This is a genomic window from Streptomyces sp. NPDC001922 (genome assembly GCF_042891165.1).
Taxonomy (GTDB): Bacteria; Actinomycetota; Actinomycetes; order Streptomycetales; family Streptomycetaceae; genus Streptomyces.
Genome location: NZ_JBIASV010000013.1, coordinates 156252 through 182614 on the forward strand (window position 1 = coordinate 156252; position 26363 = coordinate 182614).

The window sequence follows — 26363 nt, forward strand, 5'->3', positions numbered from 1 at the left end:
GGCCGCCGGTCACCAGGCATCACCGCCGCGGGCGCACAACCGGCCGAGCCGCTCCCAGCCCCGCTCGCGCGCGAAGCCCTGGGCACCCCAGACAGCGGCCGGCACCGTTCGGACCAGCCCGGCCCCGTCCCGCTCGAGCACATGCACCTCGGCGAGGCGCCGGCGTCCGGTGCGGTCCCGGACCAGATGCACCACGACCGACAGAGCGGCTGCCAACTGGCTGTGCAGCGCGGCCCGGTCGAGTCCGGCCGCCGAACCGAGCGCCTCCAGCCGGGCGGGCACATCCGCCGCGGCATTGGCATGCACCGTTCCGCAGCCGCCTTCGTGACCGGTGTTCAGGGCGGCGAGGAGGTCGGTGACCTCCGCGCCCCGGACCTCGCCCACCACGAGCCGGTCCGGCCGCATGCGCAGTGCCTGGCGGACCAGATCCCGCAGCGTGACACGGCCGGTCCCCTCCTGGTTCGCGGGCCGCGCCTCGAGGCGGACCACATGGGGGTGGTCGGGCCGCAGCTCCGCCGAATCCTCGGCCAGGACGATCCGTTCGTCCGGACCGACCAGCCCCAGCAGCGTGCTGAGCAGTGTCGTCTTGCCCGATCCGGTCCCCCCGCTGATCAGGAAGGACAGCCGGGACTCCAGCATCTGCCGCAGCAGCCGCTCCCCGCCGGGCGGCAGGGTCCCCGCGTCCACGAGTTCGGCCAGCCCGAACGCCCTGGGCCGTACGACCCGCAGCGAGAGGCAGGTCGAGCCGACGGCCACCGGCGGCAGCACCGCATGCAGCCGGGTGCCGTCCGGCAGCCGGGCGTCCACCCACGGCCGTGCGTCGTCCAGCCGCCGCCCGGCCACCGCGGCAAGCCGCTGGGCGAGCCGACGGACCGCCGCCGCGTCGGGGAACGACACAGCGGACCGCTCCAGCCCCCGCCCGCGGTCCACCCAGACCTCGGACGGGGAGGTGACCAGGACGTCGGTCACGTCCGGCTCCGCGAGCAGCGGCTCCAGTGGCCCGCTGCCCACGAGTTCGGACCGCAGGCGCGTCACCACGCGCAGGACTTCGGTGTCCCCCAGCAGCCGCCCTTCCGCGCGTAACGCTGCCGCCACCGCTGCCGGAGTGGGCTCGGCCCCGCTCTCGGCCAGCCTCAGCCGCACCGCGTCCACCAGGGGCACCGCCACATCCGTGGCCCGGCTCGTCACCGTCATCCGACGCCACCTCCCGGGCGCCCGGCGGGCGCGGCCCCGCCTCCGGATGCGAGGGCCCGCTCCCAGAAGTCCGCGGAGAACCGCGCGAGCGGCCCCCGCACACTGCTGCCGGGCGGCACACCTCCGCCGGACGACAGCCCGGTCTCCGGGGCGAGCTCCCCGGCCAGCGGGATCCCCAACAGCCGGGCGATCTCCTCGCTGTGCAGGCCGGCACCGCACGGCCCCCGCACCACAGCGCGCAGATCGTCCAGCACCGTGCCCATCGTGGCCGCCACCCGGTGCGCGGCGGCAACCGCCCGCAGCTCCGCGGGCACCACGAGCAGACCCAGGTCCAGCTGTGCCAGCGCCTCCGCCTCCGCGTCACCCACGCGCCGCGGCAGATCGACGACGACCACCCCGCCGCCCCTGCGCGCCGCGGCCAGGACCGAACTCATCGCCTCGGGCGGCAGGGCCACCGCATCGCCGCGGTCCCAGCTCAGGAGCCGCACTCCGCGCAGCTCGGGCAGGGCTTCCTCCAGCGCGCTGCCGCCCAGTCGGCCACGCGACTGGGCGAAGGCCGGCCATCTCGGTCCCTCCGTCCGCTCTCCGCCGAGCAGCACGTCCAGCCCGCCGCCCAGCGAATCGGCGTCGATCAGCATCGTGCGCCGCCCGGCGCGGGCCGCGGTCACAGCGAGAGCGCAGGCCAGGGTGCTCGCCCCCGCGCCGCCGCGGCCACCGATCACCCCGACGGTCAGCGCCCGACCGACGCTCTCGGCCGCGTCCGCGATCCGCTCCACCAGCCAGGCTTCGGCATCCGGCAGGGCCAGCACCTGATCCGCACCGATCTCCACGGCGCGGCGCCAGACGGCCTGGTCGTCGAGGCACCGCCCGACGACCAGCACTCCCGCTCTGCGCGCCGTGCCCCGCAGCCGGTGCGCGGCGTCGTCACCGACCAGGACCAGAGGAGCCGTCTCCCAACTGCCCCGCTGCGCGGGCACTCCATGGGAGACCTCCGCCTCCGCACCCGCCGCGGCACACAGGCGCAACAGGTCGTCCAGCAGCGCTTCGTCCTCCGTGACGATCAGCGGCCGCCGCGGTTGCCCTCCGGCGGTCTGCGGCCCCTGTGAACCAATGGATCCGGCCACGGTCTCCGCCCCCTCTCTCGCATCGCACTCTCACATCCGCGAACTTCGCGGGTAATCACCGTGCGGCGATCCGGGAAATCATGTGGATCTTGGTCGGAAACTGTGGACTACTTGCGGGTTGTGAATATCCCCGTCACCTATACCGGTGACTTCCCCTCCGCATCGCAACGATTACGATGCGTTACGCGTCATGACAGACGAAGAGCGTGCTCGGCGAGAGAGAGCGGAGGGAGAAGATCCGGAAAGGAAATGCGAAAACGCGTCCGGACATGCGACGACCCCCGCCGGGGGGGAGAGCGGGGGTCGTCCCCACGGCCGACTCGGGGGGGGAGGAGTCGGACCGGGTTAGCACGGTCGCGAACGATCCGTGACTTCCATGGTGTACCCGAGAGCCTTCTCAGGCAAACCCACGCGCCACAGCTTACGCCGAATGGCGGGCCCCTATGCTCTGCCTCGTGGAAAATCACCTCTTGCCGCGCACCGCCGCCTTCTTCGATCTCGACAAGACGGTGATTGCGAAGTCGAGCACGCTGGCCTTCAGCAAGTCCTTCTACCAGGGTGGCCTGATCAACCGCAGGGCCGTACTGCGCACCGCCTACTCGCAGTTCGTGTACCTCGTCGGAGGGGCCGACCACGACCAGACCGAGCGGATGCGCGAGTACCTTTCCGCCCTCTGCAAAGGCTGGGATGTACAGCAGGTGCGGGAGATTGTCGCGGAGGCGCTGCACGGCCTCATCGGCCCGATCATCTACGACGAGGCCGCATCGCTGATCGAGGAGCACCACACCGCCGGACGGGACGTGGTGATCGTCAGCACATCGGGCGCCGAGGTCGTCGAACCGATCGGCGAGCTGCTCGGCGCCGATCGCGTCGTGGCCACCCGCATGGTCGTCGAGGACGGCCGGTTCACCGGCGAGATCGAGTACTACGCCTACGGGCCGACCAAGGCAGAGGCCGTCGCCGAGCTGGCCGAGAGCGAGGGCTACGACCTCGCCCGCTGCTATGCGTACAGCGACTCCGTCACCGACATCCCGATGCTGGAGACAGTCGGCCACCCGCACGCGGTCAACCCCGACCGCGGGCTGCGCCGGGAGGCGGCGGCCCGGGGCTGGCCCGTGCTCTCGTTCAGCCGTCCGGTGCGACTGAGGGAGCGGCTCCCGTCGCTCTCCCTGCCGCCCCGACCCGTCCTCGCGGCCATCGCCGCGGTGGGCGCGGCAGCCGCGACCGCCGGCCTGGTCTGGTACGCGGGCCGACGCCGTGCGGCTTATGCCCACATGTGAAGCCGACAGTAAAGATATGCAGCCAGGGGTTCCGCTTCCGGACACCCAGGAGTAGAAAGGAGTCAACGGCCCGCGAGACCAGGGATATCCGGGAGGATCTTCCTCAACGCATCAAGGCCCCACGGACCGGAGCATGAAAGTCGGGCACCCACGCGACGCCGACCCGTCGATTACGGGCCAGCTGCACCAGGTGACGGGCAAAGAACCCGACCTGATGAGCAAAAAACGAGCACGCACTGGTAACCGGACCGACATGCCAGCGGCGGTACCCCCAGCGGGTACCGCCGCAACTCGTCACCGGCCGCGCCGGCCGGACCGTCGACTCAGGCCGCGCCGCGCTGCAGCGCCTCGCACACGGCCGCGCTCTCCCTGACTCCCAGCTCCACGGCCCGCCCGCAGTGGGTGATCCAGGCCGCCATGCCCTCCGGGGTACCGGAGACGTAACCGTCCAGGGCCGCGACGTACGCGGCCCGCCCCAGCTCGGCGTGCCCCACTTCCGCCGGGCAGATCGACTTCGGATCGAGTCCGCTGCCGACCAGCACGATCCGCTCCGCCGCCCGCGCCACCAGCCCGTTGCCCCACCCGAAGGGCCGCAGCGCCACCAGCTCGCCGTGCACCACCGCGGCCGTCACCAGCGCCGGCGCCTCCGTTCCCGCCAGCAGGAGCTCCGCGAGCCCGTCGAGCCGACCGGCGACCTCGTCGGCATCCGGCAGGGGCAGTTCGACCAGCGGCTCGGCCACCGGCTCACCCTCGAGCCGCGGACGGCCCACCGTGCCCTCCGGCGCGGACCCCCCGGCCGCCACCAGATGCAGCCGCGCGAGCGTCCGCAGCGGCGACTGCCGCCAGACACTGAGCAGCTGCCCCGCCTCCGCGGTCAGCCGGAGCGCCGCACCCACGGTCCGGGGCTCGCCCTCGCCGCCGAAGTCGCTGCGCCGCCGCACCTCCTCCAGCGCCCAGTCGGCACCGGCCAGCGCCGCGGAACCGCGCGCTCCGCGCAGTGCGGCCTCCGAGGTGATCTCGTTGCTGCGACGCCGCATCACCCGGTGGCCGTAGACCCGGTCCACGGCCTTGCGTACGGAGTCCACGGAGTCGGCCACGCCCGGGAGCGCACTGAGAGCGGCCAGCGGATCGGCTTTGGTACCCATGCGCCCGACCCTACGCACTCACGGCCCACCCCCCTCGAAGGAGTGGTCTTCCTCACCACCTCCGTTCACCCTGAGCGACACCTGCCTACCCTTGGTGAACATGAAGATCGCTTTCGTTGGGAAGGGCGGCAGCGGCAAGACCACCCTGTCCTCCCTGTTCATCCGTCATCTCGCCGCCGAGCGCCGCCCGGTGATCGCGGTGGACGCCGACATCAACCAGCACCTCGCCCCGGCCCTCGGCATCGACGAGCGGGAGGCCGCCGAGCTGCCCGCCCTCGGCGCGGAACTCCCCCTGATCAAGGACTATCTGCGCGGCTCCAATCCGCGGATCCCCACGGCCGAGACCATGATCAAAACCACGCCTCCGGGCCACGGCTCCCGTCTGCTGCGGGTCCGTGAGGAGAACCCGGTCTACGCCGCCTGCGCCCGGCCCGTACAGCTCGAGGACGGCTCCGACGTCCGGCTGATGGTGACCGGGCCCTTCACCGAGTCGGACCTCGGGGTCGCCTGCTACCACTCGAAGGTCGGCGCGGTCGAGCTCTGCCTCAACCACCTCGTCGACGGGCGGGACGAGTACGTCGTCGTCGACATGACGGCGGGCTCCGACTCGTTCGCGTCCGGCATGTTCACCCGTTTCGACATGACCTTCCTGGTGGCCGAGCCGACCCGCAAGGGCATCGCCGTCTACCGCCAGTACAAGGAGTACGCCCGGGACTTCGGGGTGGCGCTGCGGGTGGTCGGCAACAAGGTGCAGGGACCGGACGACGTCGACTTCCTCCGGGCGGAAGTGGGCGACGACCTGCTCGTGACGGTCGGTCACTCCGACTGGGTGCGGGCGATGGAGAAGGGCCGCCCCGCACGCTTCGACGCGCTCGAACCCGCCACCCGGCAGGCGCTGGAGGCGCTGCACGGAACGGCTGACGCCGCCTACGAGCGGCGCGACTGGGACCGCTACACCCGGCAGATGGTGCACTTCCACCTCAAGAACGCACAGAGCTGGGGAAACGCGAGAACCGGGGCCGACCTGGCGGCCCAGGTCGACCCCTCCTTCGTACTGGACGAGAGCCGCACGGCCACCGAGCCCGTCTGATCCCCGGGCGCGACCGCCACCCCGGGCGCTACCCCTGGGCCAGAATCCCGGCTCCCCGGCGCTCCGCGGAGGCCGCCTTCCCGGATACCGCCTTCCCGGGGGCCGTCTTCCGCGGAGCGGTCTTCCCGGGCAGAGTTTTCCGGGGCGAGGTTTTCCGGGGCGGGGTCTTCCGGGGTACGGGAGTGCGCCGGTCGAGGAAGGTCTCCCAGCCGCCCTTCGGCTTCTTTCCGACGTCCAGGGTGCGGAGCCGGTCAAGCACCTTCGGGTCCTGGGCGTCGAGCCAGTCCGCGAGCTGTTTGAACGTCACACAGCGGACGCCCTCCCGAGGGCAGACCGCCTTGATGGTGTCCTCGACGGCCCGCATGTACGTGCCGCCGTTCCAGGACTCGAAGTGGTTGCCGATGAACAGCGGCGCGCGGTTGCCGCGGTACGCCCGGGAGAAGGCCGAGAGCAGCCCGTTGCGCATCTGCTCCCCCCAGGCACCGTGCCGTGCGGGGTCCCCGTGCACTGTCCCCGACTGGTTCGCCAGGAAGTTGTAGTCCATCGAGAGGGTTTCGAACGCCCGGCCGGGCATGGGCACCTCCTGGAGCGGGAAGTCCCAGATCCCGTCGATGGTGCCCGGCCAGACCTGACGGCCGCCGGAGGAGCTGGCGTCGTATCGGAACCCCATGGCCTTGGCCGCGGGGATCAGATTCCGCTGGCCCTCCAGGCAGGGTGCGCGGCCGCCGACGAGTTCCTTGCTGTAGTCGAAGGGCAGCGGTTTCTCGTTCTTCAGGCCGGTGTGGGTCCGCCACTTCTTGACGAAGGATTCGGCCTGCTCGAGCTCGCTCTTCCACTCCTCCGTGGACCAGGTCCCCACACCGTTGGCTCCGCAGAAGTGCCCGTTGAAGTGGGTGCCGATCTCGTGCCCCTCCTTCCAGGCCTGACGGATCTGAGCCAGGGTGTCCCTGATTCCCTTCAGGTTGTTGAAGCCGATGTCCGAGGCGCCGGCGGAGTGCCCGGGCGGGGCGTAGATCCTCCGCTTCTCCTCCGGAAGCATGTACACGCCGCTCAGAAAGAACGTCATCCTCGCGTCGTACTTCTTGCCGACATCGCGGAAGTGGGAGAACAGCTTCTGGCTGTCCTCCCCCGCGCCGTCCCAGGAGAAGACGACGAACTGCGGGGGCTCCTCGCCGGGCCGCATCCTGCGCGCGGCGGGCTGGCTGGGCTGACGTCCGGTGTCGGCTGTCGACCCGTCACCGATGATTCTGACCTTTTCGGCAGCCGCCCCCTTGGGTGCGGCAGAACGTTCCTGCGCCTCACCGGCTCCCGGCTTCGGCGCCACACCGCTCGAACAACCGGTGACCGCGAGGGCCATCGCCGGGGTGACAACACCGAGAACGACTCTCCATGCGGCTGCCATCAGCCACCTCTTTCCTGAGGCTTGTCCAGTCCGACACAGCACCGCCAACGTCGCATGACCGGGCCGGAGGATTTGTACGACAAGCTGACTGTCATACAAATTCACTCAATAGGCGCAAAGACCAGCGTATTCATGGAGATAGCAACCGCTCGTTCTTTACTCTGGATTACGATTCATTTACCGAGAGTTGAGGAACGTTGAGTCGGACAGCACCACTCCGGACCCGGCGCTCCGCCATCCCGCCGCTGTACGCCGTGACCCACGGCCGCGAGACCGCGACCGCGCAGCCCCGGAGGAGACGGGACGATGACCTTGCGAATGTCCATGGGCGACCGCCCCTTGCGCCCGCACCGCACAGCGCCGGAAGAATCCGGCGCCCGCAGCACTCGAGAACCGTGCCCACCCCCGGAGGGCCGCCGCCCGGGCAGGCGCTTCCGGCTGCACACCGCCGACCTCTCCGCATCCGCCACCGTCTTCCTCATCGCCCTGCCGCTGTCCCTGGGCATCGCCCTGGCCACCGGAGCTCCGCTCCAGGCCGGGCTCGTCGCGGCCGCCGTCGGCGGGATCGTCGTCGGGCTGCTCGGCGGTGCACCGCTCCAGGTCAGCGGCCCGGCCGCGGGACTCACCGTGGTCACCGCGGATCTGATCCAGCAGTACGGGTGGCGCACCACCTGCGCCCTCACCGTCGTGGCCGGACTGGCCCAGTTCGGCCTGGGCTGCGCCCGCGTGGCCCGGTCCGCCCTGGCCGTCAGCCCCGCGATCGTGCACGGCATGCTGGCCGGCATCGGGGTCACCATCGCGCTGGCGCAGCTCCATGTCGTCCTGGGCGGCACGCCGCAGAGCTCCGCCGTCGCCAACGCCCTGGCCCTTCCCGACCAGCTGACGGACCTCCACGTCGGGGCTCTCTCCGTCAGCGCGCTCACGGTGGCCACCCTCCTGGTCTGGCCGCGGCTCCCCCACCGCTGGGGCCGCATGCTCCGCAGGGCTCCGGCCGCTCTGGTGGCCGTCGCCCTGGCCACGGCGTTCACGACGCTGGCCGGACTGCGCATGCCGCGGGTCGACCTGCCCTCCTGGAGAAGTCACGCACTGCCCGGGATGCCCGACGGGCCGGTCCTGGGCCTCCTCGCGGCGGCGCTCACCATCACCCTCGTGGCCAGTGTCGAATCACTGCTGTCCGCGGTCGCCGTGGACAAGCTGGCCACAGCCCGCGGAGGGCCACCGGAAAGCCGGGTCCCCCGCGCCGACCTGGACCGGGAGCTGCGCGGCCAGGGCGCGGCCAATGTGGTGTCGGGGGCGCTGGGCGGACTGCCGGTCACCGGTGTCGCCGTGCGCAGCTCGGCGAACGTGGCCGCCGGAGCGGTGAGCCGGGCCTCGACGGTGCTGCACGGGGTCTGGGTGCTCCTCGCCGCCGGCGTCCTCGTCGGCGCCCTGGAGCTGATCCCGCTGGCCGTCCTCGCGGCACTGGTGATGGTGGTGGGTGTGCAGATGGTCAGCCTGACGCACGTACGCACCGTCAGACGCCACCGGGAGGTCCTGGTGTACGCGGCGACCCTGACCGCCGTCGTCCTGCTGGGTGTACTGGAGGGAGTGGCGGCCGGTATCGCCGTCGCGGTCGGCCTGGCGCTGCACCGGCTGGCACACACCCGCATCACCGTCGAGAAGGAACCGGACGGCACGCACCGGGTGCGGGTGCGCGGTCAGTTGATGTTCCTCGCGGTGCCCCGGCTCAGCCGCGCCCTCGGGCAGGTGCCCGAGGGGGCGCCCGCCGTGGTCGAGCTGGACGGTTCGTTCCTGGACCACGCGGCGTACGAGACGCTGCAGCACTGGCGGGACGCACACACCGGGCTCGGGGGGACCGTGACGGTCACCGGGCGGGCGGGGGACCGCATCGGCGAACCGCACGCCTCGCACAGCTGCCGGCCGTGGACTCCTTGGCGCAACCACCAGTGCACCCGGCCGCCGACGCCACGCAAGCCGGGGGCGGCGAGCGGACAGCTGGTCAGCGGCTTGAGCGCGTTCCAGCGCAATACCGCGCCGCTGGTGCGGGACGAGCTGGCCCGCCTGGCCAAGGAGGGGCAGCGGCCGTCCCAGCTGTTCCTCACCTGTGCCGACTCGCGGCTCGTCACCAGCATGATCACGTCCAGTGGACCGGGTGACCTCTTCACCGTGCGGAATGTCGGCAACCTGGTGCCGTTGCCCGGGCTCGAGACCTCGGACGACTCGGTGGCCGCAGCCATCGAATACGCGGTCGAGGTGCTGGAGGTCAGCAGCATCACGGTGTGCGGACACTCGGGCTGCGGAGCCATGCAGGCGCTGCTGAGCTCGGGGCCGGAAGGCCCGCGGACCCCGCTGAAGCGCTGGCTGCGACACGGCTTCCCCAGCCTGGACCGGATGAACGCCGGGCACCCCGAGGACGGGCCGAGGATCGCCGGACGGCCGCCTGCGGACACGGTGGAGCGGCTCTGCCTGACCAACGTGGTGCAGCAGCTGCGCAATCTGGCGGCGCACGAGTCCGTGGCGCGCCGGATGGCCGAGGGCTCCTTGGAGCTGCACGGCATGTACTTCGATGTAGGGGAGGCACAGGCGTACGTGCTCGACGGGGAGGCGAAGGAGTTCGCCCGGGTGGAGCCCGCCGCGCAGGAGGAGAGCCTGGTCTGACGGGCGCCGGGCGCGACGGGCGCTCGGTCCGCCTCCGGGCGGCCGGGCCCGGTTCGTGCGGCCGCTCCCGTCCCGGGCCGCCCGAGCACTCGTCCAGTGGGGAGCTGCACCGGGGTGTCCCGCACACCCCGGTGGTGCTCCCCCGTCCCCGCTCGGCAACCGGGGCCCGCTCGGGCGACCGGGGCTGCTGGGGGGAAGGGGCTGCTGGGCGCGGTGCCGTCGGGGTCGGCGGCTGCCCGACCGGCGAAGATCCGTGCCGCGGTGGTGGCTCTGCGCCGGATGGGCGGGCAGCGGGGCGGATCCCGGGGCGGGCCGGTGAATCGGCCTCCGCCGGGGTACGTCTCACAGCTGTCCGGGCACCTCGGGGCACAGGTCTAAACCAATCACGGAAGGCCCTTGTCACGTGGCCAGCTGACTGATGAGCTATGGCCTGGGACACACAGGGGACCCTCGGATTGGGAGATGTCGTGAGCAACGAAAGCCTGGCCAACCTGCTGAAGGAGGACCGGAGGTTCGAGCCGCCGGCCGACCTGGCCGCCGGTGCCAATGTGACGGCCGAGGCGTACGAGCGGGCCGGTGCCGACCGGTTGGCGTTCTGGGCCGAGCAGGCGCGTCGGCTGACCTGGGCCACCGAGCCGACCGAGACCCTCGACTGGAGCAACCCGCCCTTCGCGAAGTGGTTCGCGGACGGCAAGCTCAACGTCGCGTACAACTGCGTGGACCGGCACGTCGAGAACGGCCTGGGCGACCGGGTGGCCCTGCACTTCGAGGGCGAGCCCGGGGACAGCCGTTCGATCACCTACGCCGAGCTGCAGCGTGAGGTCTCGCGGGCGGCGCACGCCCTGACCGAGCTGGGGGTGCGGGCGGGCGACCGGGTCGCCGTCTACCTTCCGATGATCCCGGAGACGGTCGTGGCGATGCTGGCCTGCGCCCGGATCGGTGCCCCGCACTCCGTGGTCTTCGGCGGCTTCTCCGCCGACGCCCTGGCCACCCGGATCGAGGACGCCGACGCGCGGGTGGTCATCACCGCCGACGGCGGCTACCGGCGCGGCAAGCCGTCCGCCCTCAAGCCCGCCGTCGACGAGGCACTGACCCGCCCCGGCACGGAGAACGTGCGCAACGTGCTGGTCGTCCGCCGCACCGGCCAGGACACGGCGTGGACCGAGGGCCGCGACGTGTGGTGGCACGACATCGTGGACCGCCAGCCGGAGGAGCACACCCCGGAGGCGTTCGACGCCGAGCACCCGCTCTTCATCCTGTACACCTCCGGCACCACCGGGAAGCCCAAGGGCATCCTGCACACCACCGGGGGTTACCTCACCCAGGTGTCCTACACGCACCACGCGGTCTTCGACCTCAAGCCGGAGTCCGACGTCTACTGGTGCACCGCCGACGTCGGCTGGGTGACCGGCCACTCCTACATCGTCTACGGGCCGCTCTCCAACGGGGCGACCGAAGTGCTCTACGAGGGCACCCCGGACACGCCGCACCAGGGCCGCTGGTGGGAGATCGTCCAGAAGTACGGCGTCACGACCCTCTACACCGCACCGACCGCGATCCGCGCCTGCATGAAGTGGGGCGACGACATTCCGGCGAAGTTCGACCTGTCGTCGCTGCGGGTCCTCGGGTCGGTGGGCGAGCCGATCAACCCCGAGGCCTGGGTCTGGTACCGGAAGAACATCGGCGGGGACCGGACGCCCGTCGTCGACACCTGGTGGCAGACCGAGACCGGCGGCATCATGATCAGCCCGCTGCCGGGAGTCACCACGACCAAGCCGGGCTCGGCGCAGATTCCGCTGCCCGGCATCGCCGCCACCGTCGTCGACGACGACGCCAACGAGGTGCCGGACGGCTCCGGCGGCTACCTGGTGCTGACCGAGCCGTGGCCCTCGATGCTCCGGACGATCTGGGGCGACGACCAGCGCTACCTCGACACGTACTGGTCGCGCTTCCAGAACCGCTACTTCGCGGGCGACGGCGCCAAGAAGGACGACGACGGGGACATCTGGCTGCTCGGCCGGGTCGACGACGTGATGCTGGTGTCGGGCCACAACATCTCGACCACGGAGGTCGAGTCGGCCCTCGTCTCGCACCCGAAGGTCGCCGAGGCCGCGGTGGTCGGGGCCACCGATCCGCAGACCACCCAGGCCATCTGTGCCTTCGTCATTCTGCGCGGCGGCGCGACCGAGGGCGCGGAGCTGGTCGAGGAACTCCGCAACCACGTCGCCAAGGCGCTCGGCCCGATCGCCAAGCCCAAGCGGATCCTGCCGGTGGCCGAGCTGCCCAAGACCCGCTCCGGCAAGATCATGCGCCGGCTGCTGCGCGATGTCGCGGAGAACCGGGACCTGGGCGATGTCACCACGCTCACCGACTCGTCGGTGATGGAGCTCATCCAGAGCCAGCTGCCCAGCGCCTCGAGCGAGGACTGAGCGGACCGGAGCCCACCCAGGGGCACCGGCGGAACACCGATGACGGGGTGTCCGGCATGACGCCGGGCACCCCGTTGTGCCGAGCGTCCCGTCGTGCGGACGAGGCTCCGGGCGCCCTCGGGCGGACGCCGGGCCGCGTGGTGCGGCCGTCCCGTCGGGCGGCGGCCCCGTCATGCGGCGCTCCCGGCGCATCTGCGTCCGTGGTGGGCCGCTCCCGTCGTAGTGGGCCCGTCCCGTACGGGTGCGCCCGGCACGCGCTACGTCCGTGGCGGGTGCGCCCGACCCGCGTACGTCCTGGCCCGCGTACGCCCCGGCCTGCGTACGTCCTGCGTGCGCCCCGACCTGCGTTCCTCCCGCCGTGCACTGCGCGGGTGAACTTCCCCCCGTCGCTCCCCTGTGCGGGCCGGGTAAACTGGCCGTCGCGTCAAAGTCGCGACAAGAAATACAGGGGTGCCGGGAAGTCTGGTCGGCAAGAGCTTCAGCGATGCCTGGGCTGAGGACTCTCACCGAACCGACCGGAGGTCGCCCCCGTGGCCGCGCCCCAGAGCCGCACGTTCCTCGCCCGTCTCCCGCTCCCGGAGCGGAACTTCGTGGCGGACGCGCTGCGGACCGAAACGGCCGGAGGAATCCTCCTGCTGGTGGCCGCGCTCGCCGCCCTCGTCATGGCGAACACCCCGCTCAGCGACTTCTACCAGGACGTCAGGGATTTCGAGCTCGGCCCCGAGGCCCTGCATCTCCACCTCTCCGTCGGCTCCTGGGCGGCCGACGGGCTCCTCACCATCTTCTTCTTCGTCGCCGGTATCGAGCTCAAGCGCGAGCTGGTCTCGGGGGAACTGCGCGACCCCCGGGCGGCGGCCCTCCCGGTCGTCGCGGCGGCCTGCGGCATGGTGGTCCCGGCGGTGTTCTACGCCGTCGTGAACGTGGGCGGCGGGGGGAGCCTGGCCGGCTGGGCGGTCCCGACCGCCACCGACATCGCGTTCGCCCTCGCCGTCCTCGCCGTGCTCGGCACCTCGCTGCCGGCCGCGCTGCGCGCCTTCCTGCTGACCCTGGCCGTGGTGGACGACCTCTTCGCGATTCTGATCATCGCGGTCTTCTTCACCACCACGATCGACTTCGTGGCCCTGGGGCTCTCCGTCGCCGGCCTCGTGCTGTTCTGGTTCCTGCACCACCGGGGTGTGCGCGGCTGGTACGTCTACGTGCCGCTCGCCCTCGTCGTGTGGGCGCTGATGCACGCGAGCGGCGTGCACGCCACCGTCGCCGGTGTCGCGATGGGACTGATGCTGCGCTGCACGGTCCGGGAGGGCGAGGAGCGTTCCCCGGCCGAGCGCATCGAGCACCTGGTGCGACCGCTGTCCGCCGGTCTGGCGGTGCCGCTGTTCGCCCTGTTCGCGGCCGGGGTCGTGGTCTCCGGGGAGGCCATCGGCGACGTCTTCACCACCCCGGAGCCGCTCGGCGTCGTCCTCGGCCTGGTCCTCGGCAAGACCGTCGGTGTCTTCGGCGGTTCCTGGCTCGCCGCCCGGTTCACCAAGGCGGAACTCAACAAGGATCTGGCCTGGGCCGATGTGCTCGCCGTCGCCGCGCTCGCCGGTATCGGCTTCACCGTGGCGCTGCTCATCGGCGAACTGGCCTTCCCCGACGACCCGGTACTCACCGACGAGGTGAAGGCGGCCGTCCTGGTGGGGTCGCTGATCGCGGCGATCCTCGCCGGGGTGCTCCTCAAACTGCGCGACCGGGTGTACCGGAGGCTGTTCGAGGAAGAGGAGCGGGACGAGGACCAGGACGGCATCCCGGACATCTACGAGCTGGACAACCCGGAGTACCACCTGCGGATGGCGGCCATCCTCGAGGCGAAGGCCGCGGAGCACCGGCGGTTGGCCGAGGGGGCGGCGGACGGAAGCACAAAACGCGACGGTCCGGCATGATCTGAGGGCAACCGGCGGGTAAGCCCCGGTGGGCAGTCCGGAGCGCAGAGGCGCAGAGAGAAGAGGGATGTATCGATGAGCGCAGTCGAGCAGGACGGCGACCGCAGCCTCGGTCAGCTGATGGCGCAGGCGACCACCGAGATGTCCGCCCTGGTGCACGACGAGATCGCCCTAGCCAAGGCCGAGCTCCGCCAGGACGCGAAGCGGGCCGGCATCGGCGGCGGCGCGATCACGGCGGCCGGGATCCTGGCGCTGTTCGCGCTCCCCGTGCTGAGCTTCGCCGCCGCGTACGGCATCCACAATCTGGGGCTCGGTCTGGCCTGGTCCTTCCTGATCGTGGGCGGCGCCTACCTGCTGATCGCCGCGGTGCTCGGGCTCTTCGCGATCGCCAAGTTCAAGAAGGTGAAGCCCCCGCAGCGGAGCATCTCCTCGGCCAAGCAGACGGCCGCCGTGCTGCAGGGCGTCAAGCCGCATCCGCGCCCGGCGAGCGAACCGCGCCCGATCGGCGTGACTGTGACACGCTCCTCCGTATGACGGCACCCGACAGCAGCGCCTCGGTCGTACGGCTCGACGGCCCCTGGACCCATCGCGACGTGGCCGCGAACGGCGCCAGATTCCATATCGCCGAGGCCGGCGACGGGCCGCTCGTCCTGCTGCTGCACGGTTTTCCGCAGTTCTGGTGGACCTGGCGGCACCAGCTCACGGCGCTCGCCGAGGCGGGCTTCCGGGCCGTCGCCATGGACCTGCGCGGGGTCGGCGGCAGCGACCGCACGCCCCGGGGGTACGACCCCGCCAATCTCGCGCTCGATGTGACGGGTGTGATCCGTTCGCTGGGGGAGCCGGACGCCGCGCTGGTCGGCCACGATCTGGGCGGCTATCTCGCGTGGACGGCCGCCGCGATGCGGCCCAAGCTGGTCCGGCGGCTGACGGTCTCCTCCATGCCGCATCCCCGGCGCTGGCGCTCCGCGATGCTCACCGACGCCCGGCAGACCGCCGCCGGCAGCCACATCTGGGGCTTCCAGCGGCCGTGGCTGCCCGAGCGCCGGCTGACGGCGGACGGCGCGGCGCTGGTGGGGGAGCTGATCCGGGACTGGTCCGGGCCCCGGCCCCCCGAGGAGGAGGCCGTGGACGTGTACCGGCGGGCGATGACCATCCCGTCGACCGCCCACTGCTCCATCGAGCCCTACCGGTGGATGGTGCGGTCGCTGGCCCGCCCGGACGGCGTCCAGTTCAACCGCCGGATGAAGCGGCCGGTGCGGGTGCCGACGCTGCATCTGCACGGGTCGCTCGACCCGGTCATGCGCACCCGGAGCGCGGCGGGATCCGGGGAGTACGTCGAGGCGCCGTACCGCTGGCGGCTCTTCGACGGGCTCGGGCACTTCCCGCACGAGGAGGACCCGGTCGCGTTCACCACGGAACTCATCAACTGGCTCAAGGACCCCGAACCGGATCGTTGAACTCCGGAACACCCCGTCCGCCCGTGGGTCGGCGGCCAATTGCCGCCCGCATAGGCCAATTGGCAGTCCCGAGCGCGGTTACCGACCAAGGGGCAGGGGCACCCTCTTCGGTATGGGTTGGACGCACGACTCCCGCAATGCCGGGGGTCCGGGGGTGGACCCCCGGGACAACGCAGTTCGTAGCCGCCGCGCCTCCGCCGCACGCAGCACCCCGCAGGGGGTGGTCGTGGTGGGGCACCCCGGCAGAATCGCCGATCTCCAGTTGGGGATCCCACGCATCCTTCGCCGCCGTGCCCGCTGGGTGTCGGCGCGCCTGCGGCATCCGCGCGGCTGACGCCGCTCCGCCGCCCCACCGTCCGCGGACCGGACGGAATCCGCAGCAGCCGGCCTGTGCCACCGCGCCCGGTCGTGGGCGGCTGCCGCGGTCCGTGATCCCGTACCGCTGCGTCGACGGAGGATGCACCGACCGTGGGCGGGGGTCACCGGGGTACCTCCCGGACGGTTCCCGTTGCCTCGGCGGATACGCCTGCCGTCGGGGAGCCGGGTGCGTCCGGCGATGGCCCGTGGCGGGGTCGGGAGCGGCCCGGAGGTGCCGGGGCAGTGGGAGCGGCCTGGATACGGCTGGGCGCGCTCCGCAGACCTGACGGGCGACGCCCCGGCTCTGCTGGTACCGAGCCGGTTGCGGGCCCGCTCCGGCCGTCAGTGGTGTTCCGCTGCCCTGAGCCTTCCCGAACGGTGGCCGCTGCCCCGCCGGCACGCCGGTCCGGGGCGCCCACGGGCGCCGTGCGGGCCCGGGCCGGCGTCAGAGCGCGCAGCCCTCGCTTTCCACCGGCTGGTCCGCCGACCGGCCCTTGAGGACGTCCTCGCGCACCTCGTCCCCGGTCAGGGCGTAGCCGGTGTTCTTGTCGTCGAGCGACTTCGCGAAGACCACGCCGTAGACCCGGCCGTCCGGGGTGAGGAGCGGGCCTCCGGAGTTGCCCTGCCGGACCGTGGCGTACAGCGAGTAGACGTCGCGGCGCACGGTGCCCCGGTGGTAGATGTCCGGGCCGCTGGCGTTGATCCGGCCGCGGACGCGCGCGGCCCGTACGTCGAAGGCGCCGTTCTCCGGGAAGCCGGCGACGATCGCGCTGTTCCCCGTCCCGGCGTCGGTCCCGGTGAACCGGAGCGCGGGGGCGCGCAGCGCCGGCACGTCCAGGACCGCGATGTCGCGCTCCCAGTCGTAGAGCACCACGGTCGCGTCGTAGAGCTTGCCCTTCCCGCCGATCTGCACCGTCGGCTCGTCCACCCCGCCGACGACGTGCGCGTTCGTCATGACGCGGTGCGGGGAGAAGACGAAACCGGTGCCCTCCAGCACCTTGCCGCAGCCCTGCGCGGTGCCCAGCACCTTGACGATGCTGCGCTGCGCGCGGGTGGCGACCGGGCTGGTGGCGAGCTTGGGGTCGGGCGGCTCGACCGAGGTGATCGGCTCGTTCGAGAACGGGCTGAAGACCTGGGGAAAACCGTTCTGCGCGAGGGCGGTGCTGAAGTCACCGAACCAGGTGTTCGCCGACTCCGGGATGACCTGGGAGACGCCGAGCAGCACCTTGGAGTTGCGGACCTCCTTGCCCAGCGTCGGCAGCGAGGTGCCCGCCAGGGCGGAGCCGATCAGCCAGGCCACCATGAGCATGGCGACCACGTTCACCAGGGCGCCACCGGTGGCGTCCAGGGCGCGCGCCGGTGACCAGGTGATGTGCCGGCGGAGCTTGTTGCCCAGATGCGTGGTGCAGGCCTGGCCGACCGAGGCGCACACGATGACGATGACCACCGCCGCGACCGCCGCGCCCGTCCCGGGCGTGCGCTCGCCCGTGAACTGGCTCCAGATCACGGGCAGCAGATGGATCGCGACGAGCCCGCCCCCGAGGAACCCTGTCACCGACAGAATGCCGACGACGAAGCCCTGGCGATAGCCGACGATCGCGAACCACACGGCAGCGAGCAGCAACAGGATGTCCAGCACATTCACCGGGACACCGTCTCATGCACGCCAGTCGAGCGGGACGCGCTTCGTGCGGTCCCAGGGCCTTTCCCAGTCCGCGAAGTGCAGAATGCGGTCGATCACACCGGCCGTGAAACCCCAGACCAGGGCATCCCGGACGAGGAACGCGGGACCGGTGTGACCCCTGGGGTGAACAGCGGTGGCGCGGTTGGCGGGGTCCGCGAGGTCGGCCACCGGGACGGAGAAGACCCGCGCGGTCTCCGCCGGGTCGACCGGGGAGACCGGGCTCGGCTTCCGCCACCAGCCGAGCACCGGGGTGACCACGAAATCGCTCACCGGGATGAAGAGCCGCGGCAGCACCGCGAAGAGCTGCACCCCCGACGGGTCGAGCCCGGTCTCCTCCTCCGCCTCACGCAGCGCCGCCCGGAGCGGGCCCTCGGTCTGCGGGTCGCCGTCCTCCGGGTCGAGGGCGCCGCCCGGGAAGGACGGCTGGCCGGCGTGCGAGCGCAGCGTGCCGGCCCGCTCCATCAGCAGCAGCTCCGGCCCGTGGGAGCCCTCGCCGAAGAGGACCAGCACCGCGGACGGGCGGCCTCCGGACTCGGGCGGCAGGAACCGGCTCAGCTGCTCGGGCCGGACCGTCCGCGCCGCCCGGGACACCGGCTCCAGCCAGCCGGGCAGGCCCGCGTCGCTGACGAGGGCGCCGTCGTTCGCCTCCTGGGCCCGCGTCACCGGCGCCCTCCCCGGTCCGGGCCCCGGTGCGCCGGGCAGGGGGCCGCCGCGGTCCGCCACGCCGCCGCCCCGGTCACGCCGCCCCCAGCGGGGGTGCGGGCCTGCCCGGGTAGTCCGGCGGGGGCTTCAGGCGCTGCCCGGGGGCGCCGCCCATCTCGTACTTCAGGAGCTTCTTCGCCTTCTCCGGGTCGGTCTCGCCCTCGCCGTACGCCGGGCAGAGCGGCGCGATCGGGCACGCTCCGCAGGCGGGCTTCCGGGAGTGGCAGATCCGGCGGCCGTGGAAGATCACCCGGTGGGAGAGCATCGTCCAGTCGCTCTTCGGGAACAGCGCGGCGACCTCGGCCTCGACCTTCTCCGGATCCTCCTGCTCGGTCCACTTCCAGCGCCGGACCAGCCGGCCGAAGTGGGTGTCCACGGTGATGCCGGGGACCCCGAAGGCGTTGCCCAGGACCACATGCGCCGTCTTCCGGCCCACTCCGGGCAGGGTGACCAGGTCCTCCAGCCGGCCCGGCACCTCCCCGCCGAAGCGGTCCCGCAGGGCGGTGGAGAGGCCGATCAGCGACTTCGTCTTGGCGCGGAAGAAGCCGGTGGGCCGGATGATCTGCTCCAGCTCCTCCGGGTTCGCCACCGCCATGTCCTCGGGCGTGGGGTACACGGCGAAGAGGTCGGGAGTGGTCTGGTTGACCCGCAGGTCGGTGGTCTGCGCCGACAGCACGGTGGCGACGAGCAGCTGGAACGGGTTCTCGAAGTCCAGCTCGGGGTGGGCGTAGGGGTAGACCTCCGCCAGCTCGCGGTTGATCCGGCGGGCCCGGCGGACGAGCGCCAGCCGGGACTCCGGTTTGGACTTTGCGGCATTCGCCGGTTTTTTCTTCGCCGTGGGCTCCTGTTCGCCCACAGCGGAATTACGGCCCGAAGTCACCCGCCCGGCCCCCTTGCCCTCTGCTCTCACCGGCGTATTGGACACTCGGCCAGACTAAAGCCCGCCACCGACATCCGCCCCGGGCGCCGGAGAACGGCGCCCCGATCGGACCCCTGCCGTAGGGCTTCCGGCAGGGATGCGCCACACTTGTGTTTGATCACACAGTTTTACCGTCCGGCATCATGGGGACCACGGCCCCCTGAGCATGTCGACAAGGAGAGATCACGTGGACGACGTTCTGCGGCGCGCTCCGCTCTTCGCTGCCCTCGATGAGGAGCAGGCGGCCGAGCTGCGCGCCTCCATGAGCGAGGCCACCCTCGCAAGGGGCGATGCCCTGTTCCACGAAGGGGACCCCGGCGACCGGCTGTACGTGGTCACCGAGGGCAAGGTCAAGCTGCACCGCACATCCCCCGACGGCCGCGAGAACATGCTCGCCGTCCTCGGCCCCGGCGAGCTCATCGGCGAGCTCTCGCTCTTCGACCCGGGTCCGCGCACGGCCACGGCCAGCGCCCTCACCGAGGTCAAGCTGCTCGGCCTCGGGCACGGCGACCTCCAGCCGTGGCTGAACGCCCGGCCCGAGGTGGCCACCGCCCTGCTGCGTGCCGTCGCCCGGCGACTGCGCCGCACCAACGACTCGATGTCGGACCTGGTCTTCTCCGATGTTCCGGGCCGTGTCGCCAAGGCGCTCCTGGACCTCTCGCGCCGCTTCGGCGTGCAGTCGGAGGAGGGCATCCACGTGGTGCACGACCTCACCCAGGAGGAGCTGGCCCAGCTGGTCGGCGCCTCCCGCGAGACGGTCAACAAGGCGCTCGCGGACTTCGCGGGCCGCGGCTGGCTGCGCCTGGAGGCGCGCGCCGTGATCCTGCTCGACGTGGAGCGCCTCGCGAAGCGCTCGCGCTGAGCCGGGGCCGCGACGGCCCCGCACGCATGACGAAGAGCCCCGCCTCCGGGAGGCGGGGCTCTTCGCTGTGCGGGCCGGGTGGTGCCCGGCGGTGGGGCCGGAGGGTCTCCGGCGGTGGGTCTCCGGCGGTGGGTCCCGGCCGGCGCGGGTCACGGGCATGCCGGACGCGGGCCTCCCGGACGCGGAGCCTCCCCCGGGCACGGGGCATCCCGGGCGCGGGGCATCCCTCGGGTACGGGGTCCGGGTACCGAGCTCCCGGGCACGGGTCCCGCCCGCTACCGCGCGAAGGCGCCGTACACCGCCGTCACCAGGGCCAGGACGCCCGTCACGGCCGCCAGTGAGGGCAGCGGCCAGCGGGTGCGCTCCAGGGCGTCCAGCCGGAACTCGTGGTCCGCGAGCTGCTTGTCCGTCTGGTCGCTGCGCTGCACCAGGAGCGCCAGGGAGCCGTCGACCCGGGCGAACCCCGCCTCGACCGTGCCCCGCAGCCGTTCCAGCTCCAGGGCGACCGACGCGGCGTCGGAGCGGCCCTCCGGCCCGCTCATCCGCGGCTCCCGCGGCCGTCCAGCAGGGCGCGGAGCTCCTCGTCGGGGGTGGCCGGCACGGTGCGCAGCCAGCCCGGCAGCAGCAGCTGCACGGCGGGCAGCGCCATGATCCGCGCGAGGCCTCCGGCCACGGCGAGCGCCCCCGCCACCCCGGGGAGGGCCGCCGGGATGCCGGCGGCGCCGACGATCGCGGGGAGTGCGACGGCCAGGCCGACGGCCGTCTGCAGCACGGTGCGCGCGGTGCGCTTGGCGGCTTCGGACATGGGTGTTCCCTTTCAGGCGGTGCGGGTGGTGCCCGTTCAGGCGGTGCGGTGGGGTGTTCAGGCAGTGCGGGGGGCGTTCAGGCGGTGCGGGTGGCGCGCGGCACCCGGAGGCGGTCCCAGCTGGCGCGGCCCGGTATGCCGTCGGCGTCGGCACCGGAGTGGCCGAGCTTGCGCTGCCAGGCGGCGTACGAGGCCCGGTCGGCGTCCGACCACTCCGGGCCGGGTCCGACCGCGTACCGGCCGCAGCCCTCGGCGGCCAGCCGCCGGCCCATCGCCGTGATCAGCGGGCTGCGGCGGCCGGCGGCGAAGAAGGCGGCGCCGGGGAACGGCTCGTACCCGTCGGGGGTGTCCGCGGGCTTCGGGGGCTTGGGCCGGCCGCCGAGGCGCTTGGCGATCCGGGTGCGCATGGCGGCCATCGAGAACGACGGGTCGATCTTGCGGATCGTCCACTCCTTGTGGCCGATGACGCTCGCCGAGGACCAGTCGTGCGCCCGGCAGACGGCCGCGGCGACCCGTTCCACGGCGGCGAGCTGGGCGTCCGGGTAGGGGTCGCGGCCGTTGCCGAGGTTCTCGATCTCGAAGCCGTAGAAGTGGACGTTGCCGTCCACGGCGTCCGGTCCGGGGCGGCCGCCCGGCTGGGCGGACTCCTTGCGCACGGCCTCGTACGCGGCGCGCGAGCCGCGGCCCGCGTGGTTGGTGCGGCCGTAGCCGACGAGGTGGACCGAGCCGTCCTTGGCGATGACGCCGATGCACAGCGGGCCGGGGAGGCCGGTCATGCCGTTCCGGCACAGGGCGACGCTGTCCCGGCCGGCGGTGTGATGCAGCATCACGCCGTTGACGGGCCCCCAGGGGCCCATGTGGTTGCGGTTGCGGGTGCGCCAGCCGTCGTGCTCGACGACACGGACGCCCTCGGCGCGCAGGGCGCGCGCGAAGGCGTCGGCGCTCAGGGGAGTGGCCATGGGTTCTCCTCCGGGCAGGGAAAAGCCCCGGCCGGCGGGCTCGGGGCGGGTGGGTGCGGTGCTGAAGGAACGGGGCGGGCGGGGGCCGGTGCCCGCCCCGTTCCGGCGGGCTCAGGTGACCGGGTCGATCCGTACGAAGCGGTTGTCGAACGACGCGGTGTTGCCCGCGCCGCCGCCCGCCCGGTACGCGGGTGTCACCGTGTGGAGCGCTCCTCCGGTGAGGCCGGAGACCTGGAACTGCGTGGACGCCGAGACCCGGGCGGCCGACCGGACGATCGAGGACCGGTCCTCGTGGGCCGCGAGCTTGACGGTCGTCCCGAGCCGGACGGCGGCCGACATGTACGCCAGGCCGTCCGCGGCGGAGTTGTAGGTGTAGGCGCCGACCGTGACGATCACCGAACCGGAGGGCGGCGCGGTGAAGGACACGGCCATCGGGTCGCCGGTGGCGCTCGTCAGCGTCTCCACGAAGGTGGTGGAGGTGGTCGAGCCCTCGTTGTTGTTGACCTTGTGGACCGGGCCCGGCGCGACGGGCGCCCAGTGGTTGCCGGCGTAGTGGAAGAGCCGGCCCGGGGTGCCCAGCCAAGCCACCATGCCCGCGACCGGGTTGGTGACCCGGGCCTGGAGGTTGGCGATGTCGGTGAAGCGCAGCACGGTCCGGCCGTCGATCGCCTCGGCCAGCGACTGCAGGTGCAGCGGCACGTCGGCCACGTCGGTGGGCTGCGGATAGGGGAGGCTCCCCAGCGGGGTGAGCTTGCTCATGCGGTCTCCGTGAGTTGTGTGGCGGCCCGGGAGGGCGGGCCTCCCGGCGGGGGGCCCACGGCGGGTCGGAAGCGGTCAGTCGCCCATCGGCGGGGGCAGGACGTACTCCCCCGACTGCGCGTCGCCCTCCCGGATCGTCGGATCGTCGATCGGGGTCAGGGCGGTCCAGTCGGGGGGCGGGGCGGCCGGTGCCGGGCCGGGCAGCGGCGGCGGTCCGGCTTCGGGGAGGGGCTCGGCATCGGGGAAGGGACCGGCTTGCGGGAAGGGCTGTCCGGCCTGGAGAGGCTGGGCCTCGGGGAGTGGCTGGGCCACGAGGAGGGACTGGGCCTCGGGAAGTGGCCGGGCTTCGCGGAGGGGTTCGCTCACTGCGTACCGTCCTCGGTCGGGCGCGCGGCGGTCGGCCGCGGGCGGATGGTCAGCCGTACTGCTTCAGGGCCCGGTAGGGGATGCCCTTGGCGAGGAGGTCGGCCAGGGTGTCGTACGCCGCGGTGACCTCCGTGTACGGGCGCTGCCGGCCGACGTTCGGGTCCAGCGGCGGGTCGGGGACCAGGCCCTCGTCCCGGGGCGGACTCGTCCAGGACGCCCCGCGCAGGGTCAGGACCTGCTGCGGTGCGCTGCCGGCCGTGGCGGTGGTGCGGATGCCGACGACCCAGGCGAGGGTGTCGAGCGCGGCGCCCGCGGAGTCGACGACCCGGACGGCGTCGCCGAGCTGGACCCGGGGGTCGTGCAGCACCTCGACCTCGCCGAGCAGCGGCATCGGGTAGCGGCCGGCGTCGAGCATGGCGAACGACAGGTCGGAGGCGCTCGGCCGGTCCTGGACCCAGTCGGACGCCTCGGCCAGGTACTGCTGCTTTCCGTAGTACTTCTGGCTGTCGGTGTTGAACCACGCGTAGCTGCGCTGCTTGGGCTCGGCGCCGGACTTGATGGTCTCGAGGTGCACCGACCCCTTGCCGTCCTTGGTGACCGTCCACACGGCGGCCGTGCCCCGGTTGGTGAAGCGCAGGATGACGAGCGGCCCCTGGCGCCGGGTGCTCACCGTGACCGCGCCCTTGACGGCCTTGCCACCGGTGACGGCGGTGCCGAAACGCACCTTGCTGCCGCCCTTGATGGGCGTCACGTCGTCGTCGACGACCGGCGGGCCGAAGTCGTTCTCGTCCTCGGCGACGGCATAGGACACCTCCCGTGAACCGCCCGGCGGGATCTCCCACTTCGTCGGGTCGTCCACGACGGTGCCGAGCACCGAGGTGACCTTCGACCAGTCCTTGTAGGGCTGCTCGCAGTAGTTCCGGCAGGCGTCGATCTCCTCGCCCACGGTGAGGGAGGCGATGTCCCGGAGGGTGGTGAGGGTGAGGTCGGGCTCGGTGGGGGTGGTCTGGAACCGCTTCGGGCCGCGCCAGCGGAAGACCCCGAACTCGTCGAACTCCGCGGTGGACATGCTGGCCCGGGCGATCTCCGTGATCGCCTCCCACAGCGAGCCGGAGACCTTGGGCACGTCGTAGAGCGGCAGGGCGGCCTCGTCGAGCGCCGCGCCCTTGCTCCACCGGCCCCGCTGTTCCCACTCCTCGGCCGGATAGCCGGCCGTGTCGGTCCAGATCCGGTCGGTGACCTGGACGCACTCCACGGCCATGTCGGTGATCACATCGACGCGGTTGAGCTCCGACTGTGGCTGCGCGGCGTTGGTGTTGGTGCTGGACGCCGACTTCCCGCCGACGAGGTATCCCCCGTCGGGAGCGGTGAGCCTCGGCTGGAAGCTGGGGATCACCGAGGTCCCGGTGCCGGTCGCGTCGGCCATGAAGCCCAGGTGCCAGCGGCCCTTGGCCGACGCCAGTTTGGGGAAGTTCCACGTCCAGGTCCCCGAGGTGCCCCCGACGGTGCCGGACGTGATGGTCACGGCTCCGCTGGAGGTGTCGAAGACCGCGGTCAGATGGCCGCTCGCCCCGGCACTGCGGTCGAACACCGTCTTCAGCTCGAGCTTGCTGCCCCGCGACAGCGCCGTGTTGACCCAGCACTCCACCTGGAAGATGCTGCCCGGCAGGACGAACCGCGACCGCGGCATCCAGGAGACGGTCAGCCCGGCCTCCTTCGGCATCAGCGCCATCTCGAACGGGGCCCCTTCACGGACCCAGTCGTACGCGGAGGGCGCGGGCACCGTCTCGGGCTGCCCGTACGAGGCGTTGAAGCCGCCGTGCAGCGAGGCGTAGAGGACGGTGAACGGGTCCGCGTCCTCCTTGTCGAGCTCGGGTGCGCGCGGGGGCGGGCAGGTGTGGATGCCTCCCTGGCGGAGCAGCTCGTCCACGCACCAGGTGGCCGTCGCGACCGGACGCCCGTACAGCACCCCGTGGTAGGGGCGGGGCAGGGACGCCGGACCGCGCAGCCGCTCCGCGCCGTCCAGCGCCTGCACGGTGACGGTGTCGCTGCCGGAGTCGGCGGAGCGCGACCGCACGGTGCCGCGGAAGGCGGGCAGCATCCGGCCGGTGAGGCCCGCGGAGTGGACGACGGACTGGCCGGGGCGGGCCACGTCGCCCGTGGCGCGGTCGGCCCAGGCCGAGTACATCCGGGGCGCGGGCACGCCGTCGGCGCCGGAGAGCTGGAGTTCCAGCTGGGCCGACGCGCTGCCGGAGACCGCCCGCATCGCCTCGGGCAGGTCGGTGTTGTAGGCCCGTTCGACCTTCCAGGACTGGACCTGCGGGCCGAGCTCCCGGCCGCCGAGCCGGGTGGACTGGGCCACGTCGCGCTGCGGGGCGGCGAGGGCCGCGTCCAGAACCTCGTCAGAGGGCTGCACCGAGCACCTCCACCAGGTCGAGACTGATGCTGCGGTACGGAAGGCGGGTGGCGGGGGTGTCGGTGAAGGCCGTGACGGCCATGGCGGGGCAGCCGTCGCCGAGGGCGAAGGCCACCGGCGGCTCCCCGACGGTCAGACAGGCGCCGGCGAGCGCGGTCATGCCGGTGGCGCCGGGGCGGCCGACCGGGGTGACGTAGGCGGCGCCCTCGGGGGCCAGGCCGGTGGTCACCGGTCCGGCGGTCGCCGTGCTCGACAGGTACTGGCCGTCGATGTCCTTCCAGTCCAGCTGGGCCTGGCAGAGGCCGGCGTTCCAGTCCGGCGGGACCATCCAGGAGACCTGCATGCCGGGCATGACCGGCCAGCCCGCCCAACTGCCGTGCCGCCAGCCGATGGCGGTGGCCTCGTCCTGGCAGTCGCCGAGGACCGCGTCGCCGATGAAGGGGCTGATGACCATGGTGCCGCTGACGGTGAACCAGTGGTCCCCGCCGTTGGACCGCTCGGACTGCCCGGCGGCCTGGAGCGGGTCCAGCAGGTTGACCGACGCGGGGTCGAGAACGGCGACGGCACCGCCCGCATAGACGTTCCGCCCGAGCATCCCGGGGCCGTTGACGCGCCGGGCGAGACGGGTCAGGTGCTGGGCGTCCGCCGGCTCCAGCCACTCCCAGGAGAGCTTGAGACGGCGGGTGGTGCGGGCCGGGGCGATCGCCGTGACCCGGCCCTCCAGCGACCGGAACTCGGTCATGTTGAGTTCGGCACTGCGGTCCCAGCTGCGGGCGGCCTGGGATATCTCACGCAGCAGACCGGGCTTGCCGATCCACAGATTTCTGGCCATC

At 72.5% G+C, this 26363-nt stretch carries 23 protein-coding genes; 9 read left to right on the forward strand and 14 right to left on the reverse strand.

All coding sequences use genetic code 11. The features are described from left to right. Positions 1 to 9: 9 nt before the first annotated feature. On the reverse strand, positions 10 to 1194 hold the full coding sequence (locus tag ACFYYR_RS24385) for a TadA family conjugal transfer-associated ATPase (RefSeq protein ID WP_388857311.1): 1185 nt from the start codon (positions 1192 to 1194) through the stop codon (positions 10 to 12). After that, a complete protein-coding gene (ssd, locus tag ACFYYR_RS24390; RefSeq protein ID WP_388857314.1) occupies positions 1191 to 2318 on the reverse strand; it encodes a septum site-determining protein Ssd in 1128 nt (375 codons plus the stop codon). The genes ACFYYR_RS24385 and ssd overlap by 4 nt, the downstream gene beginning before the upstream one ends. A gap of 443 nt (positions 2319 to 2761) precedes the next feature. Here ssd and ACFYYR_RS24395 point away from each other — a divergent pair, with 443 nt between their 5' ends. Further along, positions 2762 to 3598, forward strand: coding sequence for an HAD family hydrolase (locus tag ACFYYR_RS24395; protein ID WP_388857317.1), 837 nt, complete (start codon positions 2762 to 2764; stop codon positions 3596 to 3598). Positions 3599 to 3921: 323 nt separating this feature from the next. Here the strand turns inward: ACFYYR_RS24395 and ACFYYR_RS24400 are convergent, their stop codons facing one another. Next, positions 3922 to 4743 carry an oxidoreductase gene (locus ACFYYR_RS24400; RefSeq protein ID WP_388857319.1) on the reverse strand — a complete coding sequence of 274 codons (822 nt, stop codon included), beginning with the start codon at positions 4741 to 4743 and terminating at the stop codon, positions 3922 to 3924. A 100-nt stretch (positions 4744 to 4843) separates the two neighbouring features. Between ACFYYR_RS24400 and ACFYYR_RS24405 the strand changes: the two genes are divergently transcribed. Next, on the forward strand, positions 4844 to 5833 hold the full coding sequence (locus ACFYYR_RS24405; protein WP_388857321.1) for an ATP-binding protein: 990 nt from the start codon (positions 4844 to 4846) through the stop codon (positions 5831 to 5833). A gap of 28 nt (positions 5834 to 5861) precedes the next feature. Here ACFYYR_RS24405 and ACFYYR_RS24410 read toward each other — a convergent pair whose 3' ends face one another. Continuing rightward, on the reverse strand, positions 5862 to 7238 hold the full coding sequence (locus tag ACFYYR_RS24410; protein ID WP_388857615.1) for a hypothetical protein: 1377 nt from the start codon (positions 7236 to 7238) through the stop codon (positions 5862 to 5864). Positions 7239 to 7541: 303 nt separating this feature from the next. On the opposite strand from ACFYYR_RS24410, the gene ACFYYR_RS24415 reads away from it, so the two are divergent. The 6 genes from ACFYYR_RS24415 to ACFYYR_RS24440 all read left to right on the forward strand — a co-directional run bounded on the left by ACFYYR_RS24415 (position 7542) and on the right by ACFYYR_RS24440 (position 16035). Then, positions 7542 to 9893 carry a SulP family inorganic anion transporter gene (locus ACFYYR_RS24415; protein ID WP_388857323.1) on the forward strand — a complete coding sequence of 784 codons (2352 nt, stop codon included), beginning with the start codon at positions 7542 to 7544 and terminating at the stop codon, positions 9891 to 9893. A gap of 467 nt (positions 9894 to 10360) precedes the next feature. Continuing rightward, positions 10361 to 12322 carry an acetate--CoA ligase gene (acs, locus tag ACFYYR_RS24420; protein WP_388857326.1) on the forward strand — a complete coding sequence of 654 codons (1962 nt, stop codon included), beginning with the start codon at positions 10361 to 10363 and terminating at the stop codon, positions 12320 to 12322. A 530-nt stretch (positions 12323 to 12852) separates the two neighbouring features. Then, positions 12853 to 14244 carry a Na+/H+ antiporter NhaA gene (gene nhaA / locus ACFYYR_RS24425; protein WP_388857330.1) on the forward strand — a complete coding sequence of 464 codons (1392 nt, stop codon included), beginning with the start codon at positions 12853 to 12855 and terminating at the stop codon, positions 14242 to 14244. A 75-nt stretch (positions 14245 to 14319) separates the two neighbouring features. Continuing rightward, positions 14320 to 14778, forward strand: coding sequence for a phage holin family protein (locus ACFYYR_RS24430; protein WP_388857333.1), 459 nt, complete (start codon positions 14320 to 14322; stop codon positions 14776 to 14778). Continuing rightward, positions 14775 to 15701: an alpha/beta fold hydrolase gene (locus tag ACFYYR_RS24435; RefSeq protein ID WP_388857336.1), complete on the forward strand. Its 927-nt coding sequence runs from the start codon at positions 14775 to 14777 to the stop codon at positions 15699 to 15701. The genes ACFYYR_RS24430 and ACFYYR_RS24435 overlap by 4 nt, the downstream gene beginning before the upstream one ends. Before the next feature lie 112 nt (positions 15702 to 15813). Continuing rightward, the gene (locus ACFYYR_RS24440; RefSeq protein ID WP_351508012.1) at positions 15814 to 16035 is read left to right on the forward strand and encodes a hypothetical protein; all 222 of its coding nucleotides are present in this window, start codon (positions 15814 to 15816) and stop codon (positions 16033 to 16035) included. Positions 16036 to 16503: 468 nt separating this feature from the next. Here ACFYYR_RS24440 and ACFYYR_RS24445 read toward each other — a convergent pair whose 3' ends face one another. Genes ACFYYR_RS24445 through nth form a run of 3 tightly spaced genes read right to left on the reverse strand, consistent with a single transcriptional unit; the run spans position 16504 to position 19300 of the window. Continuing rightward, positions 16504 to 17703, reverse strand: a complete 1200-nt coding sequence (locus ACFYYR_RS24445; protein ID WP_388857339.1) for a MarP family serine protease — start codon at positions 17701 to 17703, stop codon at positions 16504 to 16506. 12 nt (positions 17704 to 17715) lie between these two features. Further along, entirely contained in the window at positions 17716 to 18465 is a 750-nt protein-coding gene (locus ACFYYR_RS24450; RefSeq protein ID WP_388857342.1) for an NUDIX hydrolase, read from the reverse strand. A 13-nt stretch (positions 18466 to 18478) separates the two neighbouring features. Beyond that, on the reverse strand, positions 18479 to 19300 hold the full coding sequence (gene nth, locus ACFYYR_RS24455; RefSeq protein ID WP_388857345.1) for an endonuclease III: 822 nt from the start codon (positions 19298 to 19300) through the stop codon (positions 18479 to 18481). Between the two features lie 250 nt (positions 19301 to 19550). On the opposite strand from nth, the gene ACFYYR_RS24460 reads away from it, so the two are divergent. Further along, a complete protein-coding gene (locus ACFYYR_RS24460; protein WP_351508004.1) occupies positions 19551 to 20225 on the forward strand; it encodes a Crp/Fnr family transcriptional regulator in 675 nt (224 codons plus the stop codon). Positions 20226 to 20500: 275 nt separating this feature from the next. Here the strand turns inward: ACFYYR_RS24460 and ACFYYR_RS24465 are convergent, their stop codons facing one another. The 7 genes from ACFYYR_RS24465 to ACFYYR_RS24495 form a co-directional block, all read right to left on the reverse strand. Then, on the reverse strand, positions 20501 to 20767 hold the full coding sequence (locus tag ACFYYR_RS24465) for a hypothetical protein (protein WP_388857349.1): 267 nt from the start codon (positions 20765 to 20767) through the stop codon (positions 20501 to 20503). After that, on the reverse strand, positions 20764 to 21030 hold the full coding sequence (locus ACFYYR_RS24470; RefSeq protein ID WP_388857352.1) for a hypothetical protein: 267 nt from the start codon (positions 21028 to 21030) through the stop codon (positions 20764 to 20766). The genes ACFYYR_RS24465 and ACFYYR_RS24470 overlap by 4 nt, the downstream gene beginning before the upstream one ends. A gap of 77 nt (positions 21031 to 21107) precedes the next feature. Continuing rightward, a complete protein-coding gene (locus tag ACFYYR_RS24475; RefSeq protein WP_388857355.1) occupies positions 21108 to 21989 on the reverse strand; it encodes a peptidoglycan-binding protein in 882 nt (293 codons plus the stop codon). A 111-nt stretch (positions 21990 to 22100) separates the two neighbouring features. Continuing rightward, positions 22101 to 22748, reverse strand: coding sequence for a hypothetical protein (locus ACFYYR_RS24480; protein ID WP_388857358.1), 648 nt, complete (start codon positions 22746 to 22748; stop codon positions 22101 to 22103). Between the two features lie 75 nt (positions 22749 to 22823). Continuing rightward, positions 22824 to 23114 (reverse strand): hypothetical protein, encoded by a 291-nt coding sequence (locus ACFYYR_RS24485; RefSeq protein WP_388857361.1) that lies wholly within the window; start codon positions 23112 to 23114, stop codon positions 22824 to 22826. 49 nt (positions 23115 to 23163) lie between these two features. Beyond that, the gene (locus ACFYYR_RS24490) at positions 23164 to 25530 is read right to left on the reverse strand and encodes a hypothetical protein (RefSeq protein ID WP_388857363.1); all 2367 of its coding nucleotides are present in this window, start codon (positions 25528 to 25530) and stop codon (positions 23164 to 23166) included. Continuing rightward, positions 25517 to 26362, reverse strand: coding sequence for a hypothetical protein (locus ACFYYR_RS24495; RefSeq protein ID WP_388857366.1), 846 nt, complete (start codon positions 26360 to 26362; stop codon positions 25517 to 25519). Before ACFYYR_RS24495 ends, ACFYYR_RS24490 begins: the two co-directional genes overlap by 14 nt. Position 26363 lies beyond the last annotated feature (1 nt).

Bases quoted from the DNA above. Each gene is read 5' to 3' on its own strand.
- ACFYYR_RS24400 (WP_388857319.1), bottom strand. From the start codon at position 4,743: ATGGGTACCAAAGCCGATCCGCTGGCCGCTCTCAGTGCGCTCCCGGGC.
- ACFYYR_RS24405 (WP_388857321.1), top strand. From the start codon at position 4,844: ATGAAGATCGCTTTCGTTGGGAAGGGCGGCAGCGGCAAGACCACCCTG.
- ACFYYR_RS24480 (WP_388857358.1), bottom strand. From the start codon at position 22,748: ATGAGCAAGCTCACCCCGCTGGGGAGCCTCCCCTATCCGCAGCCCACC.
- ACFYYR_RS24430 (WP_388857333.1), top strand. From the start codon at position 14,320: ATGAGCGCAGTCGAGCAGGACGGCGACCGCAGCCTCGGTCAGCTGATG.
- ACFYYR_RS24440 (WP_351508012.1), top strand. From the start codon at position 15,814: ATGGGTTGGACGCACGACTCCCGCAATGCCGGGGGTCCGGGGGTGGAC.
- ACFYYR_RS24415 (WP_388857323.1), top strand. From the start codon at position 7,542: ATGACCTTGCGAATGTCCATGGGCGACCGCCCCTTGCGCCCGCACCGC.
- ACFYYR_RS24495 (WP_388857366.1), bottom strand. From the start codon at position 26,362: ATGGCCAGAAATCTGTGGATCGGCAAGCCCGGTCTGCTGCGTGAGATA.
- ACFYYR_RS24470 (WP_388857352.1), bottom strand. From the start codon at position 21,030: ATGTCCGAAGCCGCCAAGCGCACCGCGCGCACCGTGCTGCAGACGGCC.
- ACFYYR_RS24475 (WP_388857355.1), bottom strand. From the start codon at position 21,989: ATGGCCACTCCCCTGAGCGCCGACGCCTTCGCGCGCGCCCTGCGCGCC.
- ACFYYR_RS24435 (WP_388857336.1), top strand. From the start codon at position 14,775: ATGACGGCACCCGACAGCAGCGCCTCGGTCGTACGGCTCGACGGCCCC.
- ACFYYR_RS24395 (WP_388857317.1), top strand. From the start codon at position 2,762: ATGCTCTGCCTCGTGGAAAATCACCTCTTGCCGCGCACCGCCGCCTTC.
- ACFYYR_RS24465 (WP_388857349.1), bottom strand. From the start codon at position 20,767: ATGAGCGGGCCGGAGGGCCGCTCCGACGCCGCGTCGGTCGCCCTGGAG.
- ACFYYR_RS24385 (WP_388857311.1), bottom strand. From the start codon at position 1,194: ATGACGGTGACGAGCCGGGCCACGGATGTGGCGGTGCCCCTGGTGGAC.